20 protein-coding genes are annotated in these 23,830 nt (G+C 74.0%); 12 read left to right on the top strand and 8 right to left on the bottom strand.

What is annotated here, in order from left to right; translation table 11 throughout:
• Positions 1–94 precede the first annotated feature (94 nt).
• Positions 95–631 (top strand): hypothetical protein, encoded by a 537-nt coding sequence (locus tag ACFVVU_RS00750; RefSeq protein ID WP_387787322.1) that lies wholly within the window; start codon positions 95–97, stop codon positions 629–631.
• 21 nt (positions 632–652) lie between these two features.
• Here ACFVVU_RS00750 and ACFVVU_RS00745 read toward each other — a convergent pair whose 3' ends face one another.
• The 5 genes from ACFVVU_RS00745 to ACFVVU_RS00725 all read right to left on the bottom strand — a co-directional run bounded on the left by ACFVVU_RS00745 (position 653) and on the right by ACFVVU_RS00725 (position 6,059).
• Positions 653–1,570, bottom strand: coding sequence for a LysR family transcriptional regulator (locus tag ACFVVU_RS00745; RefSeq protein WP_387787319.1), 918 nt, complete (start codon positions 1,568–1,570; stop codon positions 653–655).
• 273 nt (positions 1,571–1,843) lie between these two features.
• Entirely contained in the window at positions 1,844–3,037 is a 1,194-nt protein-coding gene (locus ACFVVU_RS00740; RefSeq protein WP_387787317.1) for a glycine C-acetyltransferase, read from the bottom strand.
• Between the two features lie 79 nt (positions 3,038–3,116).
• Entirely contained in the window at positions 3,117–4,145 is a 1,029-nt protein-coding gene (gene tdh, locus ACFVVU_RS00735; RefSeq protein WP_387787314.1) for an L-threonine 3-dehydrogenase, read from the bottom strand.
• Between the two features lie 343 nt (positions 4,146–4,488).
• Positions 4,489–5,145, bottom strand: a complete 657-nt coding sequence (locus ACFVVU_RS00730; protein WP_387787311.1) for a hypothetical protein — start codon at positions 5,143–5,145, stop codon at positions 4,489–4,491.
• The gene (locus ACFVVU_RS00725; RefSeq protein ID WP_387787308.1) at positions 5,142–6,059 is read right to left on the bottom strand and encodes an ATP-binding cassette domain-containing protein; all 918 of its coding nucleotides are present in this window, start codon (positions 6,057–6,059) and stop codon (positions 5,142–5,144) included. The genes ACFVVU_RS00730 and ACFVVU_RS00725 overlap by 4 nt, the downstream gene beginning before the upstream one ends.
• Before the next feature lie 312 nt (positions 6,060–6,371).
• Between ACFVVU_RS00725 and ACFVVU_RS00720 the strand changes: the two genes are divergently transcribed.
• Positions 6,372–7,808, top strand: coding sequence for a serine hydrolase domain-containing protein (locus ACFVVU_RS00720; RefSeq protein WP_380714833.1), 1,437 nt, complete (start codon positions 6,372–6,374; stop codon positions 7,806–7,808).
• 26 nt (positions 7,809–7,834) lie between these two features.
• On the opposite strand, the gene ACFVVU_RS00715 is transcribed toward ACFVVU_RS00720, so the two are convergent.
• The gene (locus tag ACFVVU_RS00715; protein WP_380684569.1) at positions 7,835–8,896 is read right to left on the bottom strand and encodes an ATP-dependent DNA ligase; all 1,062 of its coding nucleotides are present in this window, start codon (positions 8,894–8,896) and stop codon (positions 7,835–7,837) included.
• 93 nt (positions 8,897–8,989) lie between these two features.
• Here ACFVVU_RS00715 and ligD point away from each other — a divergent pair, with 93 nt between their 5' ends.
• The 3 genes from ligD to ACFVVU_RS00700 all read left to right on the top strand — a co-directional run bounded on the left by ligD (position 8,990) and on the right by ACFVVU_RS00700 (position 11,633).
• Positions 8,990–10,000 (top strand): non-homologous end-joining DNA ligase, encoded by a 1,011-nt coding sequence (gene ligD / locus ACFVVU_RS00710; protein WP_387787304.1) that lies wholly within the window; start codon positions 8,990–8,992, stop codon positions 9,998–10,000.
• Positions 10,001–10,119: 119 nt separating this feature from the next.
• Positions 10,120–10,770, top strand: coding sequence for a GNAT family N-acetyltransferase (locus ACFVVU_RS00705; RefSeq protein ID WP_387787301.1), 651 nt, complete (start codon positions 10,120–10,122; stop codon positions 10,768–10,770).
• Entirely contained in the window at positions 10,767–11,633 is an 867-nt protein-coding gene (locus ACFVVU_RS00700) for an aminoglycoside phosphotransferase family protein (RefSeq protein WP_380684566.1), read from the top strand. The genes ACFVVU_RS00705 and ACFVVU_RS00700 overlap by 4 nt, the downstream gene beginning before the upstream one ends.
• A 91-nt stretch (positions 11,634–11,724) precedes the next feature.
• On the opposite strand, the gene ACFVVU_RS00695 is transcribed toward ACFVVU_RS00700, so the two are convergent.
• Complete coding sequence (locus tag ACFVVU_RS00695; RefSeq protein ID WP_387787299.1) at positions 11,725–12,939, bottom strand: 8-amino-7-oxononanoate synthase; 1,215 nt, start codon at positions 12,937–12,939, stop codon at positions 11,725–11,727.
• A gap of 224 nt (positions 12,940–13,163) precedes the next feature.
• Between ACFVVU_RS00695 and ACFVVU_RS00690 the strand changes: the two genes are divergently transcribed.
• From ACFVVU_RS00690 to ACFVVU_RS00675, 4 genes are all read left to right on the top strand, one after another.
• A complete protein-coding gene (locus tag ACFVVU_RS00690) occupies positions 13,164–13,616 on the top strand; it encodes a WXG100 family type VII secretion target (RefSeq protein WP_387787296.1) in 453 nt (150 codons plus the stop codon).
• A 13-nt stretch (positions 13,617–13,629) separates the two neighbouring features.
• Complete coding sequence (locus ACFVVU_RS00685) at positions 13,630–15,903, top strand: hypothetical protein (RefSeq protein ID WP_387787294.1); 2,274 nt, start codon at positions 13,630–13,632, stop codon at positions 15,901–15,903.
• Between the two features lie 4 nt (positions 15,904–15,907).
• Entirely contained in the window at positions 15,908–16,540 is a 633-nt protein-coding gene (locus ACFVVU_RS00680; protein ID WP_387787292.1) for a hypothetical protein, read from the top strand.
• A gap of 67 nt (positions 16,541–16,607) precedes the next feature.
• Complete coding sequence (locus ACFVVU_RS00675) at positions 16,608–19,100, top strand: DEAD/DEAH box helicase (protein ID WP_380684571.1); 2,493 nt, start codon at positions 16,608–16,610, stop codon at positions 19,098–19,100.
• A 62-nt stretch (positions 19,101–19,162) separates the two neighbouring features.
• Here ACFVVU_RS00675 and ACFVVU_RS00670 read toward each other — a convergent pair whose 3' ends face one another.
• A complete protein-coding gene (locus ACFVVU_RS00670) occupies positions 19,163–19,927 on the bottom strand; it encodes a hypothetical protein (RefSeq protein ID WP_355372543.1) in 765 nt (254 codons plus the stop codon).
• 326 nt (positions 19,928–20,253) lie between these two features.
• On the opposite strand from ACFVVU_RS00670, the gene bioB reads away from it, so the two are divergent.
• The 3 genes from bioB (at position 20,254) to bioD (ending at position 23,733) form a co-directional block, all read left to right on the top strand.
• Entirely contained in the window at positions 20,254–21,519 is a 1,266-nt protein-coding gene (bioB, locus tag ACFVVU_RS00665) for a biotin synthase BioB (RefSeq protein ID WP_387787289.1), read from the top strand.
• A gap of 94 nt (positions 21,520–21,613) precedes the next feature.
• The gene (locus tag ACFVVU_RS00660) at positions 21,614–22,918 is read left to right on the top strand and encodes an adenosylmethionine--8-amino-7-oxononanoate transaminase (protein ID WP_387787286.1); all 1,305 of its coding nucleotides are present in this window, start codon (positions 21,614–21,616) and stop codon (positions 22,916–22,918) included.
• Between the two features lie 50 nt (positions 22,919–22,968).
• The gene (gene bioD, locus ACFVVU_RS00655; RefSeq protein ID WP_387787284.1) at positions 22,969–23,733 is read left to right on the top strand and encodes a dethiobiotin synthase; all 765 of its coding nucleotides are present in this window, start codon (positions 22,969–22,971) and stop codon (positions 23,731–23,733) included.
• Positions 23,734–23,830: the final 97 nt, after the last annotated feature.

Below are 23,830 nucleotides of genomic sequence, written 5' to 3'. Positions count from 1 at the left end.
ACACCGGCAAGAGGGCGGACGCGCCCGCCGACCGGGGCGCCCGCCACCGGTCCGCCGTCGGTCCGCTGTCGGTCCCGATGGTTAGGGTGCCCGCATGTCCTCACTGATCACCGCCATCACCGAACACACCGAGGCCGCCGACTTCCTCGCCTGGCCGGGCGACTTCGACCTCGACCGCGGCGACCACGTCGAGGAGGTCCACCTCGCCTCGGGGGCTGCGCTGGAGGGGTTCGCCGGGGACGGCGCCGGGGGCACGTTCTTCTTCTGCGGCGACGGCGGCGAGGAGCGTCCGGTCCTGTACGCCGACTCGGAAGGCCGGGCAGGCCTGCTCGCGATCGGGCTGCCGGAGCTGCTGCGACTGCTGCTGGTCGTGCCCTGGTGGCGCGACTGCCGGTCCTTCTCCGCGGCGGAGAGCGCCGAGGCGGCCGCCGAGTACCTCGCGGACCTGCCCGACCTCGCGGCCGCGCGGGACGCCGCGGCGGCGGCGCTCGGGCTCGTCCTCCCGTCCGAGGCGGAGGTCCTGGCCCGCCTCCGCGAGGTCGCCACGGGCACCGGCCGCGGCACCGACGAGGAGTACGTCCTGGTCTTCACCCCGGAGGACTCGCCCTACGAACCGCTCTTCACCGGCTGACGGCCGACCGCCGCACCGACGTCAGCGCCGGTCGGACTCGGGCGCGGCGTCGGCCAGCGCGTCCAGGACCGGGCGGATGAGCGGGTGGCCGTCGGCGCCGGCGCGCACGGCGGCGAAGACCCGGCGGGTGGCGAGCGCGCTGTCGACCGGGCGCACCGCGACCCGGGCGAGGTCGACGCCGAGCAGCGCCGAACGCGGCACCAGCGCCACCCCCGCACCGGCCGAGGCGAGGGCGACGACGGCGCGGAAGTCGTCGGAGGAGTGCAGCAGACGCGGCTGGAACCCGGCGTGCTCGCAGGCCAGCAGCACCACGTCGTGGCACGGGTTGCCCGGGTAGGGGCCGATCCACGGCTCGTCGGCGAGGTCGGCCACCGCGATCGGGCCCTCGCCGCCGGCCAGCTGGTGGGCCAGCGGCAGCACCGCCTCGAACGGTTCCGCGTAGAGCGGGACCCGGGTGAGCCGGGCGTCGTCGGCGCGCGGGGCGCCCCGGTACTCGACCGCCACCGCGAGGTCGGCGCGGCCGTCGAGCACCATCGGCAGGCTGGCGTCGCCCTCGGCGTCGAGCACCTTGAGCCGGACGCCGGGGGCGCGGGCGGCGAGGGTGCCGATGGCCGGGGCGAGGACGAGCGAGATGCCGGTGGCGAAGGAGGCGACGGTGACCTCGCCGGCCACGCCCGCGCTGTAGGCGGCGAGGTCGGCCTCGGCGCGTTCGAGCTGGGCGAGCACCGCGTCGGCGTGGCCGAGCAGGATCTCCCCGGCGGCGGTGAGCCGCACGCCCCGGCCCTCGCGGGCCAGCAGGTGATGGCCGGTCTCCTGTTCCAGCGCGGCGAGCTGCTGCGAGACGGCGGAGGGGGTGAGGTAGAGCGCGGCCGCCGCGGCCGTCACCGTCCGGTGGTCCGCCACCGCTCGCAGGGTCCGCAGCCGTCTCGCGTCGATCACAGGCCAATTCTGCCAGCGTCCGCGGGGCTCCTGGGGCGGGGGTGACGAACCGGTGTACGGGAAGCGGCGGGGCGGGCGGCTCCGGAAACCGCGGAACGGGAGTGGAAAGTCGGACGGGCCGACTTCCCACTCCCGTTTCGCGGGAGGGTGGGGCAGGTGGTCTTGGGTGCCGTGCGACGGGGGCGGGCCGGTCCGGCCCCCGCCGCACGGCGGTCGTTGAGCCCGTGGCGCGTCCGGTTCCGAGCGGACGCGCCACGGGCGATCAGGGGGTGGCTACTCGCCCAGCGCGGCGCGCGCGTCGACGAAGGCGGCCACGGCGCGCTCGACGTCCTCGGTGGTGTGCGCGGCGGAGAGCTGCACCCGGATCCGGGCCTGGCCGTGCGGCACGACCGGGTAGGAGAAGCCGATCACGTAGACGCCGCGCTCCAGCAGCAGTTCGGCGAGGCGGCCGGCCTTGGCGGCGTCGCCGATCATCACCGGGGCGATCGGGTGGTCGCCGGGCAGGATCTCGAAGCCCGCCTCGGTCATCTTCGAGCGGAACAGCGCCGTGTTGGCCACCAGCCGCTCGCGCAGCTCGTTGGACTGCTCGACGAGGTCCAGCACCTTCAGCGAGGCGGCGGCGATCACCGGCGCCAGCGAGTTGGAGAACAGGTACGGACGCGAGCGCTGGCGCAGCAGCGCGACGATCTCGCGCCGCGCGGCGACGTAGCCGCCGGAGGCGCCGCCGAGCGCCTTGCCCAGCGTGCCGGTGATGATGTCGACGCGGTCCATGACGCCGTGCAGCTCCGGCGTGCCGCGCCCGTGCGCGCCGACGAAGCCGACGGCGTGCGAGTCGTCGACCATGACCATGGCGTTGTAGCGGTCGGCGAGGTCGCAGATCTCGCGCAGCGGGGCGACGTAGCCGTCCATGGAGAAGACGCCGTCGGTGACGATCAGGCGGCGGCGGGCGTCCTGGCTCTCCTTGAGCTGCTGCTCCAGGTCGGCGAGGTCGCGGTTGGCGTAGCGGTGGCGGCGGGCCTTGCACAGGCGGATGCCGTCGATGATGCTCGCGTGGTTGAGGGCATCGGAGATGACGGCGTCGCGCTCGTCGAGCAGGGTCTCGAAGACGCCGCCGTTGGCGTCGAAGCAGGAGGAGTAGAGGATCGTGTCCTCCTGGCCGAGGAACGTGGACAGCCGCTCCTCCAGCTCCTTGTGCACGTCCTGGGTGCCGCAGATGAAGCGGACCGAGGCCATGCCGTAGCCCCAGCGGTCCAGGGCGTCCTTGGCGGCGGCGAGGATCTCGGGGTGGTCGGCGAGGCCGAGGTAGTTGTTGGCGCAGAAGTTGAGCACCTCGCCGGGGGCGCCGCCGGCGGTGACGGTGACGGCGGCGCTCTGCGGGCTGCCGATGACCCGCTCCGGCTTGAAGAGGCCGGCCTCGCGGATCTCGTCGAGGGTGGCGGCGAGATCGTCGCGCACGGTGTCGAACACAGCTGCTCCTAAGCGGGGTGGCAACGGGGATGGCGAGGGTGCCGGGCGAAGGGGGTGGGCGGGGCGGTGATCGCGGGGATCAGGCGGTCCAGTCGAGGATGACCTTGCCGCAGCGGCCGCTCGCCGCCTCGTCGAAGGCGGCCTCGAAGTCGGCGGCGGGGTAGCGGCCGGTGATCACGGGGCTGAGGTCGAGGCCGCCCTCCAGCAGGACGGACATCGCGTACCAGGTCTCGAACATCTCGCGGCCGTAGATGCCCTTGATGGTGAGCATCGAGGTGACGACGGAGGCCCAGTCGATCGGGAACTGCTCGGCGGGCAGGCCGAGCATGGCGATCTTTCCGCCGTGGGTCATGTTGGCGATCATCGACTGGAGCGCCTCGGGGCGGCCGGACATCTCCAGGCCGACGTCGAAGCCCTCGCGCAGGCCGAGCTTCTGCTGGCCCTCCTCGATGGTGTGCTCGGAGACGTCCAGCGCCAGCGAGACGCCGACCTTGCGGGCGAGGTCGAGGCGGTAGGGCGAGACGTCGGTGATCACCACGTTGCGCGCGCCGGCGTGCTTGGCGACGGCGGCGGCCATGATGCCGATCGGGCCGGCGCCGGTGACCAGCACGTCCTCGCCGACCAGCGGGAAGGACAGCGCGGTGTGCACGGCGTTGCCGAAGGGGTCGAAGATCGCGGCGACGTCGAGGTCGACGGGGACGCGGTGCACCCAGACGTTGGAGGCGGGCAGGGCCACGTACTCGGCGAAGGCGCCGTCGCGGTTGACGCCGAGGCCCACGGTGTTGCGGCACAGGTGGCGGCGGCCGGCCAGGCAGTTGCGGCACTTGCCGCAGACCAGGTGGCCCTCGCCGCTGACCAGGTCTCCGACGGTGATGTCCGCGACGCCGGCGCCGATCTCGGCGACCTCGCCGACGAACTCGTGGCCGAGGACGAGCGGGGTCTTGATGGTCTGCTGGGCCCAGCCGTCCCACTTGCGGATGTGCAGGTCGGTGCCGCAGATGCCGGTGCGCAGCACCTTGATGAGGACCTCGCCGGGGCCGATCACCGGGGTGGGGACGTCCATCAGCGAGAGTCCGGGCTCGGCCTTCTGCTTGACGAGTGCCTTCACGGCGGTGGCTCCTGACGCGCGGTGGGGACGGCCTGGTGTGGGCAGGACGACGGGGCCCGGTGGGTGGCGGCCCGAGGGCCGACGGGTCCTGGCGGGGCCAGGGCCTGCGGAACCGGTTCCGGTGTCCGCATTCCGGGCAGGCAGAAATCTGCCTGGTGGGAGGGGGTGCGGTCCATCGAGGAATTCTTAAGGGCCGCGACAGCTCGGCTAAACGATCGTGCCCGAGCTGGGGTCGGGGACCACTGCGGCGTGCCGGTCGGCACTCCGACGGCGCAGCGCGCGAGGCATGTCCGGGGCGCGCGGAGCGCTGCGCCGAGGCCGGTCCTCCCCCGGTGCGGCCGGGTCAGTCGCGGCGGGCGGCGACAGCGTGCACGAGGGCGGCCGCGGCGGCGAGGAGGGCGGCGGCGAGCGCGAGCAGCAGTGCGGTGGAGGCCAGCAGTTCGGCCGAGCGGTGGTGGGTGGAGAGCCGGGTGAGCAGCAGGTTGACCGGAGGCAGGCCCCTGCTCACGGTGAGCGCGAGCAGCAGGCCGAGGGCGAGCAGCAGGCCGAGCCCCGGGCGGCGGACCAGCGGCCGGGAGGCGAGCAGGCCGACGGCGGTACCGGTGAGGGCGCAGGTGAGCTGGGCCTCGGTGCCGAGCAGCAGGTCGGCGGCGGTGGGGCTGTGGGTGCCGACGAGCAGCGGCAGGGCGAGGCCGAGGGCGGTGAGCGGCAGACAGCCGAGCAGGGCAGTGAGCACGGTGCCGGTGAGCAGGCGTCGGCGGCTGCCGCTGGCGGCGGTGAGGAGCGCGCGGTGGGGCCGGTCCTCCAGGCCGGTGAGCGCCATGGTGAGCCAGGTGGCGGCGAGCAGCATCGCGGCGGACGCGGCGCCGTGGGCGGCGGTGAGCGGGCCGCTGTCGTCGCTGGTCAGGACGGCGACGAGGCCGGTGAACAGGATCAGCGGGGCCAGGTAGCGCTGGGAGAGCAGCAGGGTGGTGAGCTGGTAGCGGACGAGGGCGGTCATCGGCTGGTGGTCCTCGTGGCGGCGGGGGCGAGGGCGGGCGCGGGGCGGGTGACGGCGCGCACCGACCACCGGTGGCGCAGCGCGGTGAGCAGGACGGCGTCGGCGTGCGCCTGCTCCACCCGCAGGTGGAGTTCGGGGCCGCGGCGCTCCAGCGTGAGGATGCCGGGCAGGGCCCGCCAGTCGGGGGCGTCCGGGTCGGGTCCGGTGAGCACGAGCTCGGCGGGCGGCACGGCGGGCCGCTCGGCGGCGGACCGGGCGGACGCGGGCGCGGACGGGGACCCGCTCACCCGGCCGTCGGCGATCGTGCGGATGGTGGTGGCGTGCGCCTCGGCGACGGCTTCGCGGTGGTCGGTGAAGACCACGGCCCCGCCCTCGGCGGCGGTCTCGGCGATGAGTTCGGCGAGCACGCTGTGCGCGGAGGCGTCGAGGCCGGACCAGGGTTCGTCGAGCACCAGCAGATCGGGCGGGACGAGCAGGGCCTGGGCGAGCGCCACCTTCTGGGCGTTGCCCTTGGACAGCGTGCGCAGGGCGGCGTCGGAGCCGCCGACGAGGGCCAGCCGGTCGAGGAGTTCCGCGGCCCGGTGGCGGGCGGCGGCGGTGGGCAGGCCCCGGACGCGGCCGAGGTGGGTGAGGTAGCCGGCGGCGGTGTGGCGCTCGTGGGCGGTGAACCGGTCGGGGACGTAGCCGACGGCGGCCCGGTGGCCGGTGGCGGCGGGGCGGGCGGTGACGGCGCCGGTGAGGCGGCCGGTGGTGGGGCGGGTGAGGCCCGCGAGGATCCGCAGCAGGGTGGATTTGCCGGAGCCGTTGGCGCCGAGCACGGCGAGGACGTCGCCGGGGGCAACACGCAGCTCGACGTCGCGCAGGATCCAGGGCCCCCGTCCGTAGCGCTTTCCGACGCCGACGGCTACGGCCACGGCTCCGGCTCCGGCTCCGGCTCCGGCTCCGGATTCGCTGTGCAGCACCTCGGTGTTCCCCTCCCGTCGGCTCCGGCGGTGCGCACCCTACTCGGGCGCGGGTAGGGGGCGGGTAACGGCGCTGGTGGGCGTGTGTCGGGGGCACGCGAGCGGGGTTGCGGCGGGTGGCTGACGCGTGGGTCCGTTCGGTCCAGCGGGCGGGCGGTGGGCGCGCGGGGCGCGGCGGGCGCGCATACGGTGGCGATCGCTCCCCCTTTGCGGGCCCGTCGAGCGCTGCTCCGGGTCCGTCCGGCCCAGAGAGGCGCCCCGAAGATGACGAACCGTGTGTCGACCCGAGCCACCGCCTCCCGGTGTTGGCCCCTCGCCCGGCCGGCGCCGGTGGCGCTGCTGCTGGCGCTGGCCGGACTGCTGGCCGCCGGGTGTTCGGGCGGCTCGCCGTCCGGACACCCGGCGGCGGCCGGGGCGGTGACGGCCGAACCGGCGGCGCTGAGCCCGACCGCCACGCCGAGTCCGACGCCCACGCCGAGTCCGACGGGGACCACGAGTCCGACCGGAACCGCGAGTCCGACCGCGACGCCCAGCCCCACCCAGGCGCCGAGCGGCACCACGGTGCCGCTGACGTCGGACGTCACCTCCCGGCTGGACGCCGCGATCGGGCGGGTGCTGACGGAGGCCTCGGTGCCGGGCGTGATCGTCGACGTGGCGACGCCGCAGGGCGAGTACCTCAAGGCGTTCGGGGTGTCCGAGCGGGTGCCGGGCACCGCGATGGTGACCGGGCTCAACATGCGGATCGGCAGCGTGACCAAGACCTTCACGGTCACCGGTGTGCTCCGGCTGGTGGACCAGGGCAAGGTGGCACTGGACGACCCGATCGGCAAGTACCTGACCGGCGTGCCGAACGGCGAGCAGATCACCCTGCGCCAGCTGGCGGGCATGCGCAGCGGCCTGTTCTCGTACACCAAGGACGAGGACTTCGTGCGCGCGTTCCAGGCGGATCCGCAGCGCCCGTTCACGCCTGACCAGTTGACGGCGTACGCGTTCCGGCACCCGGTGAACTTCGCGCCGGGCACGGATTTCGAGTACTCCAACACCAATACGGTGCTGCTGGGCCAGGTGATCGAGAAGGTGGACGGGCGGCCGCTCGGGGACTTCCTGAAGAAGGAGGTGTTCGAGCCCGCGGACCTGGGCCGCACGGTCTTCCCGACGGACAACGCGTTCCCGCAGCCGCACGCGCGCGGTTACACCGACCAGACGGCGAGCGGGACGATCCAGGACGCCACCGACTGGAACCCGTCCTGGGGCTGGGCGGCGGGCGCGGCCATCTCGGACCGGGCGGACATGAAGAAGTGGGCGAAGGTGCTGGCCACCGGCTCGCTGCTGAAGCCGCAGACCCAGGCGCAGCGCCTGGAGCCGCAGCCGACGACGGCGCAGGGCACCTCGTACGGGCTGGGGATCTTCAACAACCACGGGTGGATCGGGCACAACGGTTCGCTGCCGGGCTACCAGGCGGTGGTGGTGTACCTGCCGTCGGCGCAGGCGTCGCTGGTGGTGCTGTTGAACACCGATGTGGCGTACCGGGGTTCGGAGCCGTCCACGCTGTTCGCGAAGGCGATCACGGAGATCGTCTCGCCGGCGAACGTCTACGACCTGCCGGCCGTTCCGCAGGCGGACGAGCCGTCGCAGTCCGGGTCCGGGTCACCGTCGCCGGAGGTGTCCTCGTCGGTGACGCCGCCCGGGCAGTCGGCCTGACGGCACCGCAGGCCTCGGCCGCCGGCTCAGCCGCCGAGCACCCGGGCCAGGTCGTAGGAGACCGGCTCCTCCAGCTGCGCGTAGGTGCAGCTGTCGGGCGTGCGGTCGGGGCGCCAGCGGCGGAACTGGGCGGTGTGCCGGAAGCGGCTGCCCTCCATGTGGTCGTAGGCGACCTCGACGACGCGTTCGGGGCGCAGCGGGATCCAGGAGAGGTCCTTGCCGCCGGTCCAGCGGCTGGTGGCGCCGGGCAGCCGGGCGTCGGCGTGCGCGGCTTCGTCAGCCCAGGCGCCCCAGGGGTGGGCGCCGAGGTCGGTGGTGCGCAGCGGGGCGAGTTCCTCGGCGAGTTCGCGGCGGCGGGCCATCGGGAAGGCGGCGCAGACGCCGACGTGCTGGAGGCGGCCGTCGGCGTCGTGGAGGCCGAGCAGGAGGGAGCCGACGACGGGGCCGCTCTTGTGTTCGCGGTAGCCGGCGACGACGCAGTCGGCGGTGCGCTCGTGCTTGATCTTGTACATGGCGCGTTCGCCGGGCCGGTAGGGCTGGTCGAGCGGTTTGGCGACGATGCCGTCGAGGCCGGCTCCCTCGTACTGGGCGAACCATGTCCCGGCGAGCTCGCGGTCGGTGGTGGTGGGGGCGGTGAAGACGGGGTCGGCGGCGTCGGCGAGGGCGCCCTCCAGGGCGCGGCGGCGGGCTTCGAGGGGCCGGTCCAGGAGGGGTTCGTCGCCGAGGGCGAGCAGGTCGAAGGCGACGAAGGAGGCGGGGGTGCGTTCGGCGAGGAGCCTGACCCGGCTGGCGGCGGGGTGGATGCGTTCGAGGAGTTCCTCGAAGCGCAGCCGGCCGTCGCGGGCAATGACGATCTCGCCGTCGAGCACGCAGCGCCCGGGGGTTTCGCGGCGCAGGGCCTCGACGAGCTCGGGGAAGTAGCGGGTGAGGGGCTTGCCGGTGCGGCTGCCGAGTTCGACCTCGTCGCCGTCGCGGAAGACGATGGTGCGGAAGCCGTCCCACTTGGCCTCGTACTGCATGCCGGGCGGGATCTTCGCGACGGACTTGGCGAGCATCGGGGCGAGCGGCGGCATGACGGGCAGGTCCATGGTCCCGATCCTCGCGCCGAACGCTCCGGGGCGCGCGGCGGGCAGGGCGGGCACGGCAGGCGGGGCCGGCACGGCGCGCTTAGCGTGAGAGGCATGGGCTCTGCCGTGGAACTGGATGTCGCCGGGCGCACCGTCCGGCTGTCGAACCCGGACAAGGTGTACTTCCCGGAGCGCGGGTTCACCAAGCTGGACGTCGCGGAGTACTACCTGGCGGTGGCGCAGGGGGTGCTGCGCGGGCTGCGGGACCGGCCGACGACGCTGCAGCGGTTCCCGGACGGGGTGGAGGGCGAGTTCTTCTACCAGAAGCGGGCCCCGAAGGGCCTGCCGGAGTGGCTGCCGACGGCCCGGATCGCCTTTCCGAGCGGCCGGTCGGCGGACGAGATCTGCCCGACGGAACCGGCCGCGGTGCTGTGGGCGGCGAACCTCGGGTGTCTGACCTTCCACCCGTGGCCGGTGCGGCGCTCGGACACCGAGCACGTCGACGAGCTGCGGATCGACCTGGACCCGCAGCCGGGCACGGACTTCAAGGACGCGGTGCGGGCCGCGCACGAGCTGCGGGCGGTGCTGGAGGAGCAGGGGCTGCGGGGGTGGCCGAAGACCTCGGGCGGGCGGGGGCTGCACGTGTACGTGCCGCTGGAGCCGCGGTGGTCGTTCACGGACGGGCGGCGCGCGGTGATCGCGCTGGGCCGGGAGTTGGAGCGACGGCTGCCCGGGCGGGTGACGACGGCGTGGTGGAAGGAGGAGCGCGGCGAGCGGATCTTCGTCGACTACAACCAGATGGCGCGGGACCGGACGATCGCCTCGGCCTACTCGCTGCGGGCGCGGCCACGGGCGACGGCCTCGGCACCGCTGCGCTGGGAGGAGCTCGACGACGCGCTGCCGGAGGACTTCGACCTGCGCACCCTGCCGGCCCGGTTCGCGGAGCTGGGGGACGTGCACGCGGCGATGGAGGACGAGCGGTTCCGGCTGGAGGGGCTGCTGGAGCTGTACGAGCGACAGGTCGCGGAGGGCGCCCACGGCGAGCTGCCGTACCCGCCGGACCACCCGAAGGCGGCGGGCGAGCCGACCCGGGTGCAGCCGAGCCGGGCGCGCAAGAAGTCCTGACGACGGACTGCTTCGGCCGGCTGCTTCGGCTGGCCGCTTCGGCCGGCTGCTTCGGCCGGCTGCTTCGGCGGACCACTAGGCTGGGCGCCCACGAAGGATCACGGAGGGGTGGGCGCGGCGTGGGTGCACGGGGACTGCGGGAGATTCTGGCGGACGTGGCGGGCGGGGTGTTCCCGCCGGCGGACGGGTCGGTGACGGTGGTGCCGCAGCCGTCGCCGCGCGAGGCGGGGGTGGTGGCGTTCTCCGCGCACTCGGTGGTGTTCACCGACGAGGATCCCGCCTGGGTGCGGGCCGTGCTGGCGGCGGCGCCGGGCGATCCGCTGGCCGCGCCGCTCTGTCCGCCGTTCCTGGGCGCGCTCGCCGAGCGCACGGGGCGGGTGAACGGCACCATCGACCTGCTGACGGTGGCGGACCGGCTGCCGGGCGCGCCCGCGCTGGAGCTGGCGGAGGTCGAGGACCGGGAGCATCCGCGGGTGGTGCGGGCGCTGTGCCACCGCGAGGACGTCCGGGTGTTCGACGCGGACGGTGGGCACGGGGTGCTGGTCCTGGGCCGCGGGGTGGCCGGTCGCTGGGAGTGCGCGATCGAGGTGGACGAGGCGGCGCGCGGACGCGGTCTGGGGCGGGCGCTGGCGCTGGCGGCCCGGCACCTGCTGCCGGAGGGCGAGCGGGTGTGGTCGCAGCAGGCGCCGGGCAACGCGACGAGCGTGCGGGCCTTCCAGGCGGCCGGCTACCGGCCGGTGGGCGCGGAGTCGCTGCTGGTGCTGTCGTGAGCGCGCTCGCCACCGTGCCCGAGGAGGTGCGGGCGCGGCTCACCGTACGCTTCGGGCCCGGGGCCGAGGTGTGGTGCGAGGGGCTGCCCGCACTGGTGGACGCGCTGGCCGCCCGTTGGGGGCTGACGGTGCTGGCGGCCGGCGGGGGCGGTACGGCGCGGGTGTTCCGCTGCGATCGGCTCGCGGACGGCGCGGCGGTGTGGCTGAAGCTGACGCCGGACCCGGCGGTGGCCGCGCAGGAGGCGACGGCCCTGAGCGCGTGGCGGGGTGTGCCGTCGCTGGTGCGGTTGCTGGAGCACGACGCCGGCTCGGGCGCGCTGCTGCTCGCGGACGTCGCCCCGGGCACGTCCCTGCGCGAGCGCGGCTGGCGGCCCGCGGAGGTGGCGGGGCTGCTGGGGGCGCTGCGGTCGGTGCCGGTGGACGGGGTGGCGCTGCCGCCGCTGGCCGAGCGGCTGGACTTCCTGTTCGAGCTGACCGGCCGCCGGGCCCCCGGGGTGCCGACGGCCGACGCGCGCGCCCTGGCCCGGGAACTGACCGCCTACGGCGCCCCGGTGGCCCTGGTGCACGGCGACCTGCACCCGGCCAACGTGCTGCTCGGCCCGGACGGCCCGGTGGCGATCGACCCGCGCGCGTGCCTGGGCGACCCGGACTTCGACCTGGTCGACTGGGCGCTCGACGGCGTCACCGACCCGGCCGCCCTGTCGGCCCGCATCGGCGCGCTGACGGCCCTGGTCCCGGGCGCGGACGCCGACCGGGTGCTGGCCTGGTGCCGCGCGACGGCCGTCGTGGCCGCCGCCCCGCGGCTGACCGCAGGCCGACGGGACGCCGGAACCCGCTTCCTGAGCGAGCTGGCGGGCCTCTAAACCGCTCTTCGGACCACGTCGACGCCCGGCGTGATCCGAAGGCGCAGGCCCAACGCGCGGCCAGGGCGCCCGCGAAGCCCACCGGACCCGCTCATGCCGGGGCGGTGGCGGCGATGACCCGCACCGCGTCGACGATCTGAGCATTCGTCAGATCGCCCCGGGCGGTCAGACGCAGCCGGGAGACGCCGTCGGGGACGGACGGGGGGCGGAAGCAGCCGACGGCGAGGCCGGCCCGGCGGCAGTCGGCGGCCCAGGCGACGGCGGCCTCGGGGCCGGGCGCGCGTACGGAGACGACGGCGGCGTCGGGGCTGGAGGCGTGCAGGCCGGCGGCGGTGAGGCGGGCGGCGAGACTGCGGGCCACCTCGCGGGCGCGTTCGGCACGGTGGGGTTCGGCCCGCAGCAGGCGCAGCGCGCCCAGCGCGGCGCCGGCGGCGGCGGGGGCGAGGCCGGTGTCGAAGATGAAGGTGCGGGCGGTCTCGGTGAGGTGCCGGATGACACGCCCGGGGCCGAGGACGGCACCGCCCTGGGAGCCGAGGGACTTGGAGAGGGTGACGGTGGTGACGACGTCGGGCGCACCGGCGAGCCCCGCGGCGGCGGTGGCGCCGCTGCCGCCGGGGCCCAGCACGCCGAGGCCGTGGGCGTCGTCGATAAGCAGTGCCGCGCCGAACCGCCGCGCGGCGTCGGCGAGTTCGGCGAGCGGGGCGGCGTTGCCGTCGACCGAGAACACCGAGTCGGTGACCACCAGGGCGCGCCGGTGGGAGCGCCCGGCGAGCACCTCGGCGACGGCGCCCGGGTCGCTGTGCGGGGCGCGGTGGACGTCGGCGCGAGCCAGGCGGCAGCCGTCGATCAGCGAAGCGTGGTTGTAGGCGTCGGAGACGATCAGGGTGTCGGGGTCGGTGAGCGCGGTGAGCGCGGCGAGGTTGGCGGTGTACCCGGAGGAGAACACCAGCGCCGCCTCGGCCCCGCAGAAGGCGGCCAGCTCCTCCTCCAACTCGGTGTGCAGCGCCGTGGTGCCGGTGACCAGCCGCGACCCGGTGGCACCGCCGCCCCACCGCAGCGCGGCCTCGGCGGCGGCCCGGGTGACGGCGGGGTGGCGGGTGAGCCCGAGGTAGTCGTTGCCCGCGAGGTCGAGCACGGCGTCGTCGGCGGCCCGGCTGCGCAGGGTACGGGTCAGCCCGGCCCGGGCCCGCTGTCCGGCGCTCTCGTCGAGCCAGTCGAAGACGGCGCCGGGACCGGCGAGGGCGGAGCCGTCGGGGCCGGACACCTCGGACGCCTCGGAGGTCTCGAACACGCTGCGGTTGACCATGCCCGGCACTCTGACACGCCCCGCCCGACCCGGGCAATGTGCGCCGGGGCACACCGCCGGAGGCGGAGCCACCCCGTCAGAACCACAGATTCACCTAAAATAAACCTCGCATTTCACATGCATTCATTCATTCGATCATCGTCCTCCGATTCCCGCGAACTCGACCGATTGTTCGTCCTCCCCCGGTAGTGTCCCCACAAGTCGAACAGTCCTGGGGGGACTTGGTGGCAGACCTCGAATTCGAGCGACGGATGAACCCGTGGCTCTTCGACAGTTCCGGAAACCTCACCGCGGAGGCGAAGAAGCAGTTCCCCGACCTCGCGGCGGCCGCCGCCGGGGCCCCGCCACCCGTCACGCTCCCGCCGGCCGCCGGCGGCCCGTCCGTCAAGGCGAACCCCGGGATGATCCGCCAGGCCGGCACCAACGCCACGGCCCTGCGCGAGTCCGTCCGCACCGAGTGCGCACAGCCCGCGGGGCACGTCACCGGCGCGGTCACCGCGCTGATGGGCTGGAACCTCTCCACCGCCCTCAACACCGCGTGGAGCGTCTGGTCGGGCCAGGCCCACACGCTCGGGGAAGCCGTCGGGACGATCGGCAAGAACCTGCACGCCACCGCCCAGAACTACGACAACACCGAGAGCGCGATCCACAGCCAGTTCGCGCAGCAGCACGGCTGAGACGGGGCCCGACATGGTGACGTACACCCAGCTCCAGACCGTCGACCTCACCGGCCTCAACGCCGCGGCCGGCGACTTCGAGAAGATGGTCCGCGCCTGGGACCTCTCGACCAGGATCCAGAACGAGGTGATCGGCCCCGTCCAGCAGTCCGGCTGGACCGGGCCGAGCTCCGAGTCCGCCGCGACCGCCCTCACCCAGGCGCGCGACCAGATCCGCGCCGCCTTCGAGGAGGCCTCGGCGATCGCGCGCACGCTGCGCGACGCGCACGACGAGTTCGTCGCCGCGAGGAAGGACCTCCAGGTGGCCGTCCAGCACGCCACCGAGCAGGGCCTGACCGTCGCCGCCGACGGCAGCGTGCACTGGCCGCCGGCCACCGACCCGGCCGACAAGCACGACCCCGACTACGCCAGGACCCAGCGGGAGACCGCCCAGGCCGCCGCCCAGGAGATCGGCAAGGCGCTGGACCGCGCCACCGAAGCCGATTCCGCGGCCGCCCTGGCCCTCGCGATGGACACCGGCAACGACACCAAGAGCTTCAACAGCACCCCGCTGGGCAGCGTCGCCGACGCCGAGGCCAAGCAGGCCGCGCAGATCCTCGGCCTCGGCAGCGCCGCCACCGACGCCCAGCTCACGCAGTTGCAGGCCCTGCTCCAGCACCACTCCGGCGACCCCCGGTTCGCCACCGCCTTCTACGGCGGCCAGGACCCGGGGACCTTCCTCGCCTCCTACGGCGCGCTGGCGCAGAGCGGCGACTTCGCCGGCAGCCCCGTCCGCGCGGCCGCCGTCAGGGGGATCCAGGAAGGGCTCGGCCTCACCCTGGCCACCGCCACCAACAGCGGCGGTCAACCCCACCTGCCCCCGGACTGGGGCGAGCGACTGCGCCGGGCCGGCAGCCGGCACATCCAGCTCGGGCCCGGCGCCGACTACGAGTCCAGCCCCTACGGCTACCAGATCCTGGGCAACGTCCTGCGGTACGGCAACTACGACGCGGCGTTCCTCAAGCCGATCGCCGAGCACGTCACCCAGCTCACCCAGGAGAACCCGGCCCGCTGGGACGCGGTGGCGATGAAGGGCGGCGCGCCGTTCCAGGACTTCTGGTTCACCGGCACCCCGGACGAGAAGGGCAACTACCACGGGTTCAACCCGATGGGCTCGGTGCTGAACGCGCTCGGGCACAGCCCGGACGCGGCCACCAGGTTCTTCACCGACCCGCCGACGACGTACTGGCCGGACGGCTCTGTGAGGAGCACCGGCGGGACGAACACCTATTTCACGCTGCTCACCGACACGGGCCCGCGCTCGCTGCTGCGCGACGTCTCCTACCCGCTCGCGCCGAACAACGGCAAGGCGGGCCCGCTCCAGGTGGAGGCGCTCGGCCACGCCCTGGAGGCGGCGGCGACCGGGCGGGCGTACGACGACGAGACGGGGCCGCTGCCGCCGCACAGCAAGGCGATGGCCGACGTGATGCAGCGAACCGTGCACAAGTTCGGCGGGGACGAGGCGTCCGCGCTGCTCTACGACAAGGACAAGGCGCTCTTCGGCGATCTGCAGGGGTCGCTCGGCAAGATGGCCGGCGCGTACATGGGCGACGTGCAGACCGCGCTGGCCGGCCCGTCCACCAAGCTGCCGATCAACGGAGAGATCGCCCGCCTCAGCGAGATAGACGCGCAGCGGCTGCTGGTCACCCTCGGCCACAACCCGGAGGCCTACGCCGCGGTGGCCGCCGCGCAGCAGGCGTACACCACCGCGGCGATCAACGACGTCCTGCTGCACGCCTCCGACCACGGCGACCTGACCGCCGCGATCGGCGCATCCGCACAACCCGGCGGCACGGTCGCCGGACTCCTGAGCAAGGGCATGGTCGACGAGGTCTTCACCGACGGAAAGAACCACGATGAGGAGTTCAACTCGGCCGTCAGAACCACCCGCGACTGGGCGGGCACAATCTGGGACGCGACGCTCGGATCGGTCCTGGAGACCAGGGCGCCGATCGTCGGCCCCTACGCGAACGACGCGGTCGACAAGATCATGGACGGCATTGCCGAGAGCTACCAGGTGAACACCGACGCGCAGACCACCAACAAGGCGCAAGCGGCGCAGAACCACGCGTTGGCGGGCGCCCAGGGGTCCGTCCAGGACGCGATCCGTGACGCGGCGGACCGGACCGGCCTCGAACGGAAGTACCTCAACGACATGGCCCCCTCCGTGGAAGGCGACATCAAGGGCGCGTTCGGCGCTGCCACCGGCACCGCATGGCAGGTCACCCATCCGAAGAAGGAGGACTGAAACGGTGCGGCGAAACGGCAGGCGGATCGCGGTCGCAGCCCTGGTCACGGCGCTGGTGCTCATCGGGGGCGGACTGTGGTGGTGGCAGCAGCCGTCGAAGTCGACGGACGTGCCGGCCAGCGCCTGCTGGGGGCTGGTCACGGCGGACGACCTGCGGACGCTCATGCACGACGACGGGAAGGCCGTCAAGACACCCTTCAGCAGCGGAGACCTGTCGGGCCGGAGTGTCAAGGCCGAATGCGAGGTCGAATGGCAGCCAGCGCAACAGGATCACGTGGTGGAGATCGGGGTGGCTCAGATCGAGGAGGACTACTACCGCGCCACGCGGAACCACGAGACCGAGATGGCCGGCACCGGGCAGAACACGGTTCTCGACTTCGGGGCAGGGGTCGAGGGCTGGCTCCAGCCCTTCAACTCCCTCTTGCTCTTGCTGCGGTGCGACAACGGCCGGCCGGCGCAGCCGAGGAGGGTCTACCGGCAGATCCACCTTTCGGGCGGCCGCGACAGCGGCCTGCCCGAACGGGAGCGCCTGCAGCTCTTCACCGACCTCGCCCGCCGCACCGCCGCCGAGATCGTCCGCCAGGAGGGCTGCCCCGACGTGCGGATCGCCGAGCGGGCGCCCGTGGTGGCGGGCTGATGGGCGCCGGGCTTTGCCGGGGGTGGCGGCGAGCAGGCAAGATAGCCGGGTGACCCTCCTTGATCTGATGCCGAAGCCCGCCACGCCCGACGCGCTGTACGAGACGTTCGCCGCCTGGACGGAAGAGCGCGGGATCTCGCTGTACCCGGCGCAGGAGGAGGCGCTGATCGAGCTGGTGTCGGGGAACAACGTGATCCTGGCGACGCCGACCGGCTCGGGCAAGAGCCTGGTCGCCGCCGGCGCGCACTTCGCGGCACTGGCGGAGGGGAAGCGGACCTTCTACACGGCGCCGATCAAGGCGCTGGTGTCGGAGAAGTTCTTCGACCTGGTCAAGATGTTCGGGACCGAGCAGGTCGGCATGATGACCGGCGACGCCTCGGTGAACCCGACCGCGCCGATCATCTGCTGCACCGCGGAGGTGCTGGCGCAGATCGCACTGCACGACGGCGCCCGGGCCGACATCGGCCAGGTGGTCATGGACGAGTTCCACTTCTACGCCGAACCGGACCGCGGCTGGGCGTGGCAGATCCCGCTGCTGGAGCTGCCGCAGGCGCAGTTCCTGCTGATGTCGGCGACGCTGGGCGACGTGCGGCGGTTCGAGGAGGACCTGACCCGCCGCACCGGCCGCCCGACCACCGTCGTGCGCAACGCGACGCGTCCGGTCCCGCTGTTCTACGAGTACCGGCGCACGACCATGCACGACACCCTGGAGGAGTTGCTGCAGACCGGCCAGGCGCCGGTGTACGTGGTGCACTTCACGCAGAAGGAGGCGGTGGAGCGGGCGCAGTCGCTGATGAGCATCAACATGTGCTCGAAGGCGGAGAAGGACGCCATCGCCGACCTGATCGGCAACTTCCGCTTCACCACCAAGTTCGGCCGCAACCTGTCGCGTTACGTCCGCCACGGGATCGGCGTGCACCACGCGGGCATGCTGCCGAAGTACCGGCGCCTGGTCGAACGGCTCGCCCAGGCGGGCCTGTTGAAGGTGATCTGCGGGACGGACACGCTGGGCGTGGGCGTCAACGTGCCGATCCGCACGGTGCTGTTCACCGCGCTGTCGAAGTACGACGGGCAGCGGGTGCGGATCCTGCGCGCCCGTGAGTTCCACCAGATCGCCGGCCGCGCCGGGCGGGCCGGGTTCGACACCGTCGGCCAGGTGGTGGCGCAGGCGCCCGAGCACGTCATCGAGAACGAGAAGGCCGTCGCCAAGGCGGGCGACGACCCGAAGAAGAAGCGCAAGATCGTCCGCAAGAAGGCGCCGGAGGGCTTCGTCGGCTGGTCCGAGGAGACCTTCAACAAGCTGATCGCCGCCGACCCGGAGCCGCTGGTCTCCCGGTTCAAGGTGAGCCACGCGATGCTGCTGTCGGTGATCGGCCGGCCCGGCAACGCCTTCGAGGCGATGCGCAAGCTGCTCACCGACAACCACGAGGACCGCCCCGCGCAGCGCCGGCACATCCGCACCGCGATCGCCATCTACCGCTCGCTGCTGGAGGGCGGCGTGGTGGAGCGGCTGCCGGAGCCGGACGCCGAGGGCCGGATCGTGCGCCTGACCCTGGACCTCCAGGAGAACTTCGCGCTCAACCAGCCGCTGTCCACCTTCGCGCTGGCCGCCTTCGAGCTGCTGGACCCGACCTCGCCGTCGTACGCGATGGACGTGGTGTCGGTGGTCGAGGCGACCCTGGACGACCCGCGCCAGATCCTCGCCTCGCAGCAGAACAAGGCGCGCGGCGAGGCCGTCGGCGAGATGAAGCGCGACGGCATCGAGTACGAGGAGCGGATGGAGCGGCTCCAGGAGATCACCTACCCGAAGCCGCTGGAGGAACTGCTCACCCACGCCTACGAGGTGTACCGGCGGGCGCACCCGTGGATCGGCGACCACCAGCTGCAGCCGAAGTCCGTGGTGCGCGACCTCTACGAGCGGGCGATGACCTTCTCGGACTACGTCGGCCACTACGAGCTGGCCCGCACCGAGGGCATCGTGCTGCGCTACCTGGCGGGCGCCTACAAGGCGCTGGAGCAGACCGTTCCCGAGGACGTCAAGACCGACGACCTCAAGGACGTCATCGCCTGGCTCGGCGAGCTGGTCCGCCAGGTCGACTCCAGCCTGCTGGACGAGTGGGAGCAGCTGGCCAACCCGACCGAGCCGCAGGCCGCCGAGGTGACCCTGGACGACAAGCCGGCACCGGTGACGGCGAACGCGCGGGCGTTCCGGGTGCTGGTGCGCAACGAGATGTTCCGCCGGCTGGAGCTGTGCGCGCTGGAGCACTACGACGAGCTCGGCGCGCTGGACGGCGAGTACGGCTGGGACGCGGACCGCTGGGCGGACGCCATGGACGGGTACTGGGAGGAGTACGACGACCTGGGCACCGGTCCGGACGCGCGCGGCCCGAAGATGCTGATCATCGAGGAGGAGGACTCCGCCTGGCGGGTCCGGCAGATCTTCGACGACCCGGAGGGCGACCACGACTGGGGCATCAGCGCCGAGGTCGACCTGTACGGCTCGGACGAGGAGGGCCGCGCGGTGCTGCGGGTCACCGCCGTGGACCGCCTCGGCGGCTGACGCGAGATCGGCCCGGCCCGGCGGAGCGCCCGAAGGCGGCTCCGCCGGGGCCACGGGGCCCGCTACATCCAGACGAACGGCGCGCCGGCGGTGAACGAGATGGCCCGGGTGGCCTCGTCGAGCAGCTGGTCGAGGTTGGCCGCGCTCATCGACGGCACTGGCAGCGGGCTCACCGGGGAACCGGACGGGCTCGGCGAGCCGGTGCCGGAGGCGGTGGCGGCGCCGAAGCCGGGGTGCGCGTCGGCGGGCCGCGAGCTGGTCACCGTCACGTAGTGGCCGACGAGTTCGACCCGCGCCTCGGTGGCGGGCCGGGCCGCGGCGGCCGGCAGGGCGGGGGCGGTGGAGGCGTCCGGGAGGATGAAGGCGACCGAGCCCGGCTTGGCCCGCAGCGACTCGGCGGCGCGGGCGGCGGCCGGGGCGTCGGCGAAGCGCAGCAGGGTGATGCTGCTGAGCACCGGCTTCTCCTGGGCGGTGAAGCTGACGCCCAGGTAGCCCTTGCAGCCGGCCTCGCGCAGCAGCTCCAGGGTGCGGTCCTGGAGCACCTCGGTGCAGTTCTCCCCGCGCCGCACCCCGGAGCGCTTGCCCTTGTAGCCGCCGGACTCGACGACCCGTTGGGCCGGGAAGTAGACGTCGACGTCGAGCGCCTCCGGGTCGGCGACGGTGCGCGGCGGCGGGTCTCCGACGATCGGCGGGGTCTTGGACGCCTCCTTGCTGGAGGGGCCGAGCCCCGGTATGTAGTCGCCGGGCGTGGGACGGGTGACGATCCAGCCGCCGGCCGCCACCACACCCGCGACGGTGATCCAGCCGACGACCCGTCGGGTGGTCACGCGTCTGGCCCGGAGGGCCCCCGCCCCCGCCCTCGCCCTCGCCGGATGCTGCGACGTGTGCTCTGCCGATGGTCCGTCCGGTCGCTCTGCCGGCGACGGGGCGCGCTCCCCCTGCGTGGTCATGCGGCAGATTGTATGCAGGTCACGAGTGGTGGAGATCACGGGGGCGCGGACCCGTCGGGCGCCGTCCGGACGGCCCGGCGCCCGACGTGACCCGCACCACTACGGTGAGCTGCGACACTGTGACAACTCGCACAGCTTCCCCCGGGATCTTCTGGTGGGTTTCCTCTGGCGTCCGTCGCGGGGCAGCAGGCAGGATCAGCCCCATGGATCTGCTCGATACCCTCACCGCCAAGGGCCTGCGTGGGGAGACCCCCACCCGCGAGGAGGCGCTCGCCGTCCTCGCCACCACCGACGACGAGCTGCTCGACGTGGTCGCGGCCGCCGGGCGGGTGCGCCGGCGGTGGTTCGGCCGCCGGGTGAAGCTCAACTACCTGGTGAACCTGAAGAGCGGACTGTGCCCCGAGGACTGCTCGTACTGTTCGCAGCGGCTGGGCTCCAAGGCCGAGATCCTGAAGTACACCTGGCTCAAGCCGGACCAGGCCGCCGAGGCGGCGAAGGCGGGCGTGTCGGGCGGCGCCAAGCGGGTCTGCCTGGTGGCGAGCGGCCGCGGCCCGACGGACCGTGACATCGACCGGGTCACCGACACGGTGGCGGCGATCCGGGAGGCCGACCCGGCGGTCGAGGTCTGCGCCTGCCTGGGCCTGCTCTCCGACAACCAGGCGGAGCGGCTGAAGGCGGCCGGCGTCGACGCCTACAACCACAACCTCAACACCTCCGAGGGAACCTACGGCGACATCGCCACCACCCACACCTACGCGGACCGGGTGGACACCGTGCAGAAGGCGCACGGCGCGGGCCTGTCGGCCTGCTCGGGCCTGATCGCGGGCATGGGCGAGAGCGACGAGGACCTGGTCGACGTGGTGTTCGCGCTGCGCGAGCTGGGCTCGGACTCGGTGCCGGTGAACTTCCTCATCCCGTTCGAGGGCACCCCGCTGGCCAAGGAGTGGAACCTCACCCCGCAGCGCTGCCTGCGGATCCTGGCGATGGTGCGGTTCGTCAATCCGGACACCGAGGTGCGGATCGCCGGCGGGCGCGAGGTGCACCTGCGCAGCCTGCAGCCGCTGGGCCTGCACATCGCCAACTCCATCTTCCTGGGCGACTACCTGACCAGCGAGGGCCAGGCCGGGCAGGCCGACCTCGACATGATCCGGGACGCCGGGTTCGAGGTCGAGGGCATGGGCGAGCGCACCCTGCCGCGGCACCGCGCGGACGTCGCGGCGGGCGAGGCGCAGGCGTCGGCGGCGGGCGGCTGCGGGACGGCCCCGGCGGCGGGCGGCTGCGGGACGGGCGGCGGCTGCGGCCCGTGCGGCGGTCACGCCCACGGCGACGCCGCCACCGACACCGCTCACGCCGACACCGGACCGGACGTCGGCCACGACGCCCCGGAGCCGGGCGCCGACGAGGCGCGCACCGACCTGGTGCGGGTGCGCCGCCGCGGCGCGGGCACCGAGCTGGCGCCCAACGCCTGAGCCCCGTCCGCACCACCCCCGGCCCGACGGTCCGGGCCCGGCTCCGGCTCCGGCCGCCCGGGCCCCGACGAACACCCCGGAAAGACCCTCACCCATGACCCAGCTGTCCACGGACACCCTGCTCGCCCTCGACCGGGCGCACGTCTGGCACCCGTACGGGCCGATGCCCGGCACCGCCACCCCGTACGTGGTGGAGTCCGCCTCCGGCGTGCGGCTGAAGCTGGCCGCCGCGGCGCCCGGCGGACACCGCGAGCTCGTCGACGGCATGTCGTCCTGGTGGGCGGCGATCCACGGCTACGGCCACCCGGTGCTCGACGAGGCGGTGCGCGGGCAGCTGGGCCGGATGAGCCACGTGATGTTCGGCGGGCTCACCCACGAGCCCGCCGTCCGGCTCGCCACCACCCTGGTGGAGATCACCCCGGAGCCGCTGCGGCACGTCTTCCTCGCCGACTCGGGCTCGGTGTCCGTCGAGGTCGCCATGAAGATGTGCCTGCAGTACTGGCAGTCGGTGGGCCGGCCGCGCAAGCGGCGGCTGCTGACCTGGCGCGGCGGGTACCACGGCGACACCTTCCACCCGATGTCGGTGTGCGACCCGCAGGGCGGCATGCACCACCTGTGGGGCGGGGTGCTGCCCGAGCAGCTGTTCGCGCCCGAGCCGCCGGCCGGTTTCGACGCCCCGCTCGACGAGGAGTACACGCGCTCCTTCGAGGAGTTGATGGAGCGTCATGCCGACGAGCTGGCGGCGGTGATCGTCGAGCCGGTGGTGCAGGGCGCCGGCGGGATGCGCTTCCACTCCCCCGCGTACCTGCGGATGCTGCGCGAACTGTGCGACCGGCACGGGGTGCTGCTGGTCTTCGACGAGATCGCCACCGGCTTCGGCCGCAGCGGAGCGCTGTTCGCGGCCGACCACGCGGGCGTCGCGCCGGACGTGATGTGCCTGGGCAAGGCGCTCACCGGCGGCTACCTCACCCTGGCGGCGACGCTGTGCACGGCGCAGGTCGCCGAGGGCATCAGCCGCGGCGAGATGCCCGTCCTCGCCCACGGGCCGACGTTCATGGGCAACCCGCTGGCGACGGCGGTCGCCAACGCCTCGATCGGCCTGCTGCTCGCGCAGGACTGGCACACCGAGGTCAAGCGGATCGAGACCGGCCTGCGCGGGGGCCTGGCGGAGGCCGCCGAACTGCCCGGCGTCAAGGACGTCCGGGTGCTCGGCGCGATCGGCGTCGTCCAGCTGGACCACCCGGTGGACATGGCCGCGGCGACCGCGGCCGCCGCCCGGGAGGGCGTCTGGCTGCGCCCGTTCCGGGACCTCGTCTACACGATGCCGCCCTACGTGACCGGCGACGAGGACGTGGCGCGGATCGCCGCGGCCGTGACGGCGGCGGCGGTGGCCGGATGAGCGGGTCGGCGGAGGAACGGGCGACGGACGAGCGGACGGAGGCGGCAGCGATGGGACGGGTCCTCTTCGTGACCGGGACGGGCACCGAGGTCGGCAAGACCGTGACCACGGCGGCCGTCGCCGCGAGCGCGCTGCGCGCCGGGCTGCGGGTCGCGGTGCTCAAGCCCGGGCAGACCGGCGTCGGACCGGACGAGCCGGGGGACGCCGAGGAGGTCGGCCGGCTCGCCGGGCCCGCCGCCCCGGCCCCGGACCGGCTCACGCTGCGTGAACTGGCCCGCTACCCAGAGCCGTTGGCGCCCGACACGGCGGCCCGCCGCTCCGGGCTGCCGTACCTGGCCGCGGAGGACGTGGCCAAGGAGGTGGCCGGCCTCGCCGAGCGGCACGACCTGGTCCTGGTCGAGGGCGCGGGCGGCCTGCTGGTCCGCTACGACGAGCAGGGCCGCACGCTCGCCGACCAGGCCCGCGCCGCACGCGAACTCGGCCTGCCCGCTGAGGTGTTGCTGGTGGCCTCGGCCGGGCTCGGCACGCTGAACACCACCGCGCTGACGGCGGAGGCGCTGGCCGCGCGCGAACTGCCGCTGCCGGGTGTGGTGGTCGGCGCCTGGCCGGACTCCCCCGGCCTCGCGGACCGCTGCAACCTGGCCGACCTGCCGCGCGTGGCGGGCGCCCCGCTGCTCGGCGCACTGCCCGAACACGCCGGCCGGGCCGGGGACTTCCCCGCACTCGCCGCCGCCGCGCTCGCGCCCGCCCTGCACGGCCACTGGGACGCCGCCGCCTTCACCGCCCTCCACGGGGCCGGCCAGGCGCTCCGGTAACCCACCGGGAACCCACCGGGAACCCACCGACGCAGCCTCCCGCCGCCCGCGCGGCCGAACCCGCCGGTTATCCCTCGAACGGGTGAGATCCGGGCCT

Origin of the sequence: Kitasatospora sp. NPDC057965 (assembly GCF_042887135.1) — a bacterium.
GTDB lineage: Bacteria > Actinomycetota > Actinomycetes > Streptomycetales > Streptomycetaceae > Kitasatospora.
The sequence above is the reverse complement of the archived record's forward strand: the minus strand, read 5'-3'. Positions and strand labels throughout refer to the sequence as shown.